General features: G+C 33.1%; 8 protein-coding genes and 1 pseudogene. 1 reads left to right on the plus strand and 8 read right to left on the minus strand.

Annotated elements, in window-relative coordinates:
* Positions 1-208 precede the first annotated feature (208 nt).
* Positions 209-769, minus strand: a complete 561-nt coding sequence (locus tag AC1DVK_RS25775) for a LysM peptidoglycan-binding domain-containing protein (RefSeq protein WP_477627710.1) — start codon at positions 767-769, stop codon at positions 209-211.
* A 239-nt stretch (positions 770-1008) separates the two neighbouring features.
* Between AC1DVK_RS25775 and AC1DVK_RS25780 the strand changes: the two genes are divergently transcribed.
* A complete protein-coding gene (locus AC1DVK_RS25780) occupies positions 1009-1242 on the plus strand; it encodes a hypothetical protein (protein ID WP_477627711.1) in 234 nt (77 codons plus the stop codon).
* 210 nt (positions 1243-1452) lie between these two features.
* Here AC1DVK_RS25780 and AC1DVK_RS25785 read toward each other — a convergent pair whose 3' ends face one another.
* The 7 genes and pseudogenes from AC1DVK_RS25785 to AC1DVK_RS25815 all read right to left on the minus strand — a co-directional run.
* Positions 1453-2364, minus strand: a complete 912-nt coding sequence (locus tag AC1DVK_RS25785; protein WP_410862094.1) for a DMT family transporter — start codon at positions 2362-2364, stop codon at positions 1453-1455.
* Entirely contained in the window at positions 2361-3593 is a 1233-nt protein-coding gene (hemA, locus tag AC1DVK_RS25790; RefSeq protein ID WP_477627712.1) for a 5-aminolevulinate synthase, read from the minus strand. Before hemA ends, AC1DVK_RS25785 begins: the two co-directional genes overlap by 4 nt.
* A gap of 460 nt (positions 3594-4053) precedes the next feature.
* Entirely contained in the window at positions 4054-4497 is a 444-nt protein-coding gene (locus AC1DVK_RS25795; RefSeq protein ID WP_410862092.1) for a Clp protease ClpP, read from the minus strand.
* Complete coding sequence (locus AC1DVK_RS25800) at positions 4487-5632, minus strand: phage portal protein (RefSeq protein WP_477627713.1); 1146 nt, start codon at positions 5630-5632, stop codon at positions 4487-4489. The genes AC1DVK_RS25795 and AC1DVK_RS25800 overlap by 11 nt, the downstream gene beginning before the upstream one ends.
* 244 nt (positions 5633-5876) lie before the next feature.
* On the minus strand, positions 5877-6449 hold the full coding sequence (locus AC1DVK_RS25805) for a VanZ family protein (RefSeq protein WP_477627714.1): 573 nt from the start codon (positions 6447-6449) through the stop codon (positions 5877-5879).
* Between the two features lie 82 nt (positions 6450-6531).
* Positions 6532-6945, minus strand: a complete 414-nt coding sequence (locus AC1DVK_RS25810) for a hypothetical protein (RefSeq protein WP_477627715.1) — start codon at positions 6943-6945, stop codon at positions 6532-6534.
* Positions 6946-7149: 204 nt separating this feature from the next.
* Positions 7150-7592 (minus strand): annotated as a pseudogene (locus tag AC1DVK_RS25815) (terminase TerL endonuclease subunit); the annotation flags it as partial.

The raw sequence follows: 7592 nt of genomic DNA on the forward strand, positions 1-7592 counted from the left end.
CCAATAATCAGGATTTCTTACATAGTTATACATTGGTACATTAACATAATAAGGATTTTGATATTGATAGGTATGGATATAAGGAACATAGTACATTTTTCTCAACCCTTCACACAGTTTATAAAATTATCATATGCACCTGTTAATTGAATGTACTTTAAACAGCGCTATAAAAATACCCCTACTCAAATCGAGTAAGGGCTTTTACTTATTTCACACGTAATTTTTGACCGACATAAATTTTATCGATGTTTTTTATACTATTCCAGGTTTTAGATGTGGAACTTCCATATTTTTTAACTAAAGCTGATACGGTATCGCCACCTTTAACAGTGTGATACTTTTTGGTACTATTTGTTATTGAAACCGATCCATTGACTTTCAGTTTCATACCGATATTAATTTTGTCCGGGTTTTTAATTCCGTTAAGACTAACAAGAGATTTTACGGTTGTATTATATTTTTTTGCAATAAAGCTAAGTGAGTCGTTCTTTTTCACAATATAAGTTGTTGATGTATTCTCCGATAGATTATTTGGGTTAACACTATTTACTGTGTCCGTGAAATCCCTATAGGCTAAGTTTAAATCCACCTTAGTACTAATACCATTTACTTTTCCTGTATCAGAATGTTGCCAAATATCTGCACTGCGTCCCAAAGTGCTATTGTATCGAGCAATCCACAAAGCATACTTTTTCAATCTTGATTCATCTAAATGATTTTCAAGAAAGGATTTACCCTGTAAATAGCATAGCTGTGTATCCTGCATCTTCAATAGCTTCTAAAATGCAAGAGCAGCGTCAGTTAGTATCTTTTTATTTGCACCTTCTTATTTTCTTCAAGATAAGAACGGATAATTTAAACGAAAAGAACGGATAGAACCTAAGAAATATGCAGCTTCAGCCGTTGCCTCTGCTACAGTACATAACTTTCTCTAATACCTTTTAACTTTTAATAAAACAACAATAAAATTTAACATAGCCTTATTTTTAAAAATCGTAGTGATTAATGAAAAAAAGTTATAAAGCATCAACTGGTGTGAATGAATTTTATTATGCGGTTTTAACAGATGACGATGACCAATCATTTACGGCTGGTGAAATTACCCGGGTTAAACTTCTGCAAAATATTGAGGTAGAAATGCCGCTAGAAGCAATGAGGGCGGATGTGGAAGCGAGTGCACTACGTTCCAATCAACGTTCAAATTGTACAAGCCATAAAAAAACACCCCGTAAATATTAGTTGGTGTCTAACATTTACGGGGCAGATCAACTCGATTTTTATTAAAAGAATCTCGCCAAAAAATAATGTATATTGTAAAATTTCATTTATCTGTGGGCATAATAATCTTTTTAGAATTAGATTGTTCAATTTTATTTTTCTAAAATGACAAACATTTTTTTAAGATTCACCGTGAACTAGGAATATAATAAGGTATTACAGCAAAAAGCCTTATTTACTAATCGAGTTTTCTTCATTCAAGTTTGTCTTTCCAAAACGCTTGCCTAATCCTAATGCAATAGCGGCACCTAAACAACTGAAAAAACAACCAGCCGCCAAGTAAATGGATGGATCTGAATCACCAATCATTACTGAAGCTATACCTCCAATTGCTGGAAAAAGAGCAACCATGTATCCACTTTTTGCTCCACCTATTTTCTCTACAAGTTTTAGATAGAATAGCCAAGCTCCAAAGGAGGCAAATATAGTTAAATAGAACAGAGCAGATAAATATGAAATAGATGTTGGTAGACTAACCACTTGTCCTTTAATGTACACAATTGCCCATAAAAGGATTCCTCCTGCTGTAAATCCAAGTACATTTGCATAGATAGGGTTTACTTTCTTCTTCGCGTTTCTAGCTGAGCTAGCATCACCTATTGCAGTAAGGATAGTACCAAGTACTGCTATTAGAATACCTTTTATATCATTAAATCCATGAATATTATTTAAACTTGGGTATATAACTATACAAACCCCTAGTACACCAATTATCCCACCTATTAAAATATGTGAATGTAATTGTTCTTTTAAAAAAATACGAAGAGCAATGGGTGTTAAAATAACTTTCAATGAAAATATTAATGTCACCATAGCTGCTGAACTTAAGATAGTCGCGTAATAAAGACATAAATAGCTTAAGGCAAAATTACATATTCCAAACACAATAATAAATGGAACATCCTTTTTCATAGGTTTTCCTTTTGGTTTAAGAATACACAATAGAATGAAAAATAGGATGGCCGACATACTTAAACGATATGATAAAGATAATTCTAAACTCACAGGTGTACCTTGAATTTTAACGGCAATAAAATTAAGCCCCCATACTAATAAACAAAAGATGTACATAAAGTTTGTCATACGTTTACTAAATCTAACTTTTTGGAAAAAGGAATATTAAAATAAGTGAACACTTCTTTTAAAGCAGCTGTTAACTGGGATATCTGGTCTTCAGAGTGGTTAGGTGTAACATTAACTCTAAAACGTTCTGTCCCAACAGCTACTGTAGGAGAATTAATAGGTTGTAGGTATATCTGATGTTCCTCAAGTAATCTTTGAGCTGCTTCCTTACATTTCTTTGCATCTCCAATCAAAACTGGAAGAATATGCGTTTCACTGCATTCCATAATTGGAATACCTGCTTTAGAAAGAAAATCCCTTAAAGTATTTGTCTTTTCTTGCAGAGAGATTCTCTCTTTATCCGACGATATCAAATGTTTAATGCTAGCATGACAAGCAGCTACAACGGCTGGAGGTAAGGAAGTGGTGAAAATGAATCCCGATGCAAAAGAACGAACAGCATCAATTAATGAAGCAGAAGCAGTAATATAACCACCTATTACACCAATTGCTTTTGCCATTGTACCTTGAATGATATCTACTTTGTGAGCAATTCCAAGCTCTGCAGCAATCCCAGCACCTCTAGGTCCATACATACCAATTGCATGGACTTCATCTAGAAAAGTAAGAGCATTATACTTTTTAGCAAGAGCTATAATGTCTTCAATTGGTGAAATATCCCCATCCATTGAGTAAACTGATTCAAATACTATTATTTTTGGACGATCAAGGGGTTGCTTTTCTAGTAATTCTTCTAAGTGTTCCACATCATTATGTTTAAATATAGATTTTTCAACTTTAGTGCTTAGAATTCCATTAATAATAGAAGCATGATTACGTTCATCTGAAAACACCATACAATTTGGAAAAAGTTTTAATAAGCATTGTAGTGTTGCATCGTTTGAACCATAACCTGTGGGGAAAACAAGAGCTGATTCTTTGCCATGCCATTCTGCAAGAGTTTTTTCTAACTGGGCATATTGATAATGAGTTCCTCCAATATTACGAGACCCTCCTGATCCAGCCCCAAACATTCTAATTGCTTCTTGCATTGCATCAGTTACTACAGAGTGCTGAGACATTCCTAAATAATCATTACTACACCATACAACTACAGGTTTTCCATTCTCATCACCGTTTAATTGGGCTAAGGGATATTGACCACTTATACGATTAAGAATGACAAATTTGCGATATTGTCCACTTTCTTTTAGTTTATTTAACTTTTCGTTAATGACCTTCTCATACATCATTTAACCACCTAAAGTAATTTTTGTTTTTTTATCCATTTAATTATTAATTAATTAATTAATTAATAGAACTACATAATAATATTTATAAGTAACTAAATTAACGAATTAATAAAAGAAAAAAATGGAACAACAATAAAATATTACCAAATTAAACAATAATGTCAATATTAAAATATTATTTATAAATAATGAATTACGACTTTTTTTATTGAGTTATTCATATATTTCTTCGAGAAAATACCACGATTGATTGTGGCGTTTCAAAACGTATGTTTTTTTGGTCCGGCCCAAAGCCCAAGTAACAGAAGAGTTTGTAGAATTGTACAATCAATGGAGACAAGGAGGATCATTAAACAAGGGGCAGGTATTATAGAACTACCATGCCCTTAGTTCATAAATCAACAACATCATTTTACAGAGCCTATTAAAATTCTATATTATCCAAAAAAAGTCCACATCATCGATAATTGAATACTTCATAAAGACCAGTACCACTAAGACCTGCGAATGCGCCCGCCCATAGCCTTAAAACAATATCCATATCTGTTTGGCTAACCTTTTCGACATCATCAGCAGCCTTTCGAAGTTTTTTAGCGTCTCCACCTACAAATGTTTGAGCGTTGTGGACCATCAGCATGGTATTTGCATGCGCTCGTATTTTATCAGCACCCATACAAATAACGGATGCAGCACTTGCCGCCATTCCTGTTATCGTCACAGTAACAAGACCTTTATGATCTTTAAGAGTATTACAAATATCAAATCCTAAAAAGGCATCGCCACCGTAAGAATTAACGGATAAATCACTATCCTCCTCTTCTTTTATAGACTTCATTTGATAGTTAAAATCCCAAATACTCGATTTCCAATTGATAATATCACCCTTGATTTTATGCTTCATTTTTCTCACCTTCTTTAAGTGCTTCTGAACTTTCTTGATAGTTTTTTGTGATGAAGTATTTATCCATCATAGGATCGTCCACCCTTTCCAAGCCAAGTTCCTCACGCAGTTCATTTCCGTTTACAGTACCGGATGATCTTAACTTATCGACAGCAGTGGCAACATCAAACATATTGCTATAAGAGACGCGCATGACTTCCATCTTCATTCCTGCCAGGTATTCCTTTTTATCAATCATTTTTGCATTCAGTTCATCTTTAATTTTTTTCAAAAACGGATCAATGCAAAATGTCATGTAATTCCGTGTAGGCTTTTCTACATCAGCCATATCACCATGAAGTAACGAAGCTGGAATACCTAAGGCTTTGGCAACTTGGTTTAGAAAACCATCAATTACCTTGGCGACTTCATCAACATTTTGAAGCTGAGACGTGCTCTTTAATTCCTCTAATTTAAATCCCTTTTGTTGTGGAACAATAGCTACTGACTTGTAGGTAAATGCATTGTATATTTTGTTTATATAATTCTGTAATTTTTCTTGTCCCTTTTCCGACTTATCAGTTATAGCCTCTACATCAACAAGTCCACGTATTTGATTCTTACGTTTCTGAAATTCTATGATCCTGCCAAATAGTTCTCCATAATCGGAATTTAAGCCATCAAACAAAGTTGATAGCTTTTTGTTGCTATATTCCAAATAAATAACATCGTTCATTTGAAATGTTCGAGAAAACGTAAAGTCCTTAATGGTTACATCTTTGAATGAATCATTAACCAGGGCATATTCGACTCGTGTGAATGAGTCAGCAATTAATAGATCTTCGGTATCTGACTGGATAATCAAACACTCATTGTCATAAATCAGCTTATGGACAACAGTCTCCCAAAATTGGCTGGCTGACATGTTCGGGTTCGGTCTGACATTTAACCGGTAGTACATTTCGTCCTTCACAATCTTTTTATCTTTCTTCACATAAAATTCCGATTGGCTGATAGTACGGCCAATCATATTGATACATGTTTGAATGGCCAATTGCTTCATGTGAATTTTCTTGGAAGTATCTTGGATTAAATCAAAATCAAACATAAATTCAAGTTCTTTATTTMTGCATTTCACCAGGTCTAATATTCCCAATATCTCCCCTCCTTTTTAAGGCTTTGTTCATTAATGTCGAATTTTAAACAAATTAAAGAGACCACTAAATTGTGGTCTCCTCTAGTGTTTCTTAATGAATGCAACATATCGTAGACAAATGAATGTTATTATGCTATGCATTACCTATTCGTTAATTCCTTCTTTAGTATCAAAAGTTGATATGCTTGGGAATGGTGTTGTAATGAAAGCATAAGGTGCTTGAATGACTAGTTATTAATGGAGTTTAAGCATTATACATGTGTTTTAATAGTGGATTGAATTTCATATCAAACTTTTTTACAATGAATTTCAATGTAATTTTGAATAGTTTAAATAGTATTAGATAACCCATTAGTGTCCCTAAAAGATTATAAATGATATCATCAATATCGACATATCTAAGCGTATATCCTGCGTATAAAGCAACTAACAGTTGAGTGCATTCTATTGATAATCCCATTAATAAACCTGCTCCAAAGATTTTCTTGAAAGAGGCTTTAATTAAGAAAGGCAGCCCTAAACCAAGTGGTACAGTCATTAAAATATTTAAAAAACTGTCTTTTGTAAATCCATATTGAAAGGGTATGAGATTCATAGTTCTAAAAACGTTTTGCCCGCCAAATATTTCTCTTTGATCATCGTCTTTGTAAATTGGGAATTGGGTTATGTCGATAACGTTACACAGATAGATGTACATAATGGTAAAAAACAACAAATAAGTATAAGTTTTTTTCAACTTAAATTTTAAAATAAGCGCTAAAATCACAAATAAAATCATTAAACAGTAAGTAACCAATCCCTCAAAATAAATAGCCATTCTTTTTCTCCTCTAACGTAAAAATAACGAACAAAGAACTTATAAACTAATTATAAGTTCTTTGTTTTTTAAAATTTGAAGGTTAATTAGATATTTTTCCTGAACCTTTAACTGTTCTTCCATCGTCACCTTTCATAATGAGTAGATAATACTTTGAGCCACCACCAAGCCCGGAATATGAACCGGAAAAGTTTTTTGATCCACTAGCATCAGGTGTAGCTGTTACTTTACCAAAACTATTACCTGATGTTTTATTCCATAATTGATAAGTTACTTTGCTGGGAGTAAGTGCACCAGGGCGACTAGAAGATACATAATGAGACCCATCTATTTTTGCTGTTCCCTTATTTAATGTATGATATTCTCCATTTTTACTTCCATCTACAACCGATGCTGACATTGAGAAACCATACGAATTACTGGCGGCTAATGTTGGAACTGCCATTACAAAAGATAATAAAGCGACTATACCAAACGAAAAAATTTTTGTTTTCATAAATAATACCATTCCTTTGTCAAGTAAAATAGATTAGTATATGGCCACAGACTAACAAAATTGTTAACTTTTGTATCATATCACAAATTACAACATTTATGTAGGACTATTTTAATGTATATATATATAAACAATTATATTTCTTCAACTACACTGCCCCGATAGTCCCATAATATAATCAACAACATCCTTTTACAGAGCCTATTAAAATTCTATATCATCTAAGAAAAAGTCCACATCATCGATTAGTATTTGATCAGCTTGCCACAGAGCGTAGACAAAAGCTGAAAATCCATCTGTCTTTCTCCTAACTTCATCTTTTTTGACAAAGTCTTTATTTCCATCATTTTTAACTTTTACAACAATGTTATTYGTGTTCCACCTCATCAATGGRTTATCTCCAAAAATAATACGTTTTTGGGCAAAGAGCATTTCAATTCTAGGWGCAAGTTTTGCATAGATTGCATGAGGGTTTTGTATATATATAAAACTTTGAAMCCYGCTTCTTCTAATGCTTGTTTTACAATATCCAGACGAAAAGCATCTCCAACAATAGTATTTAACCCGTATTTCTCTCTCATTTCACAAAAGTAATTGACCATATAACTGATATCAATAACGGGTTCATCCAATAATGTAATCAACCC

The organism is Peribacillus sp. P4_B1 (assembly GCF_056402395.1).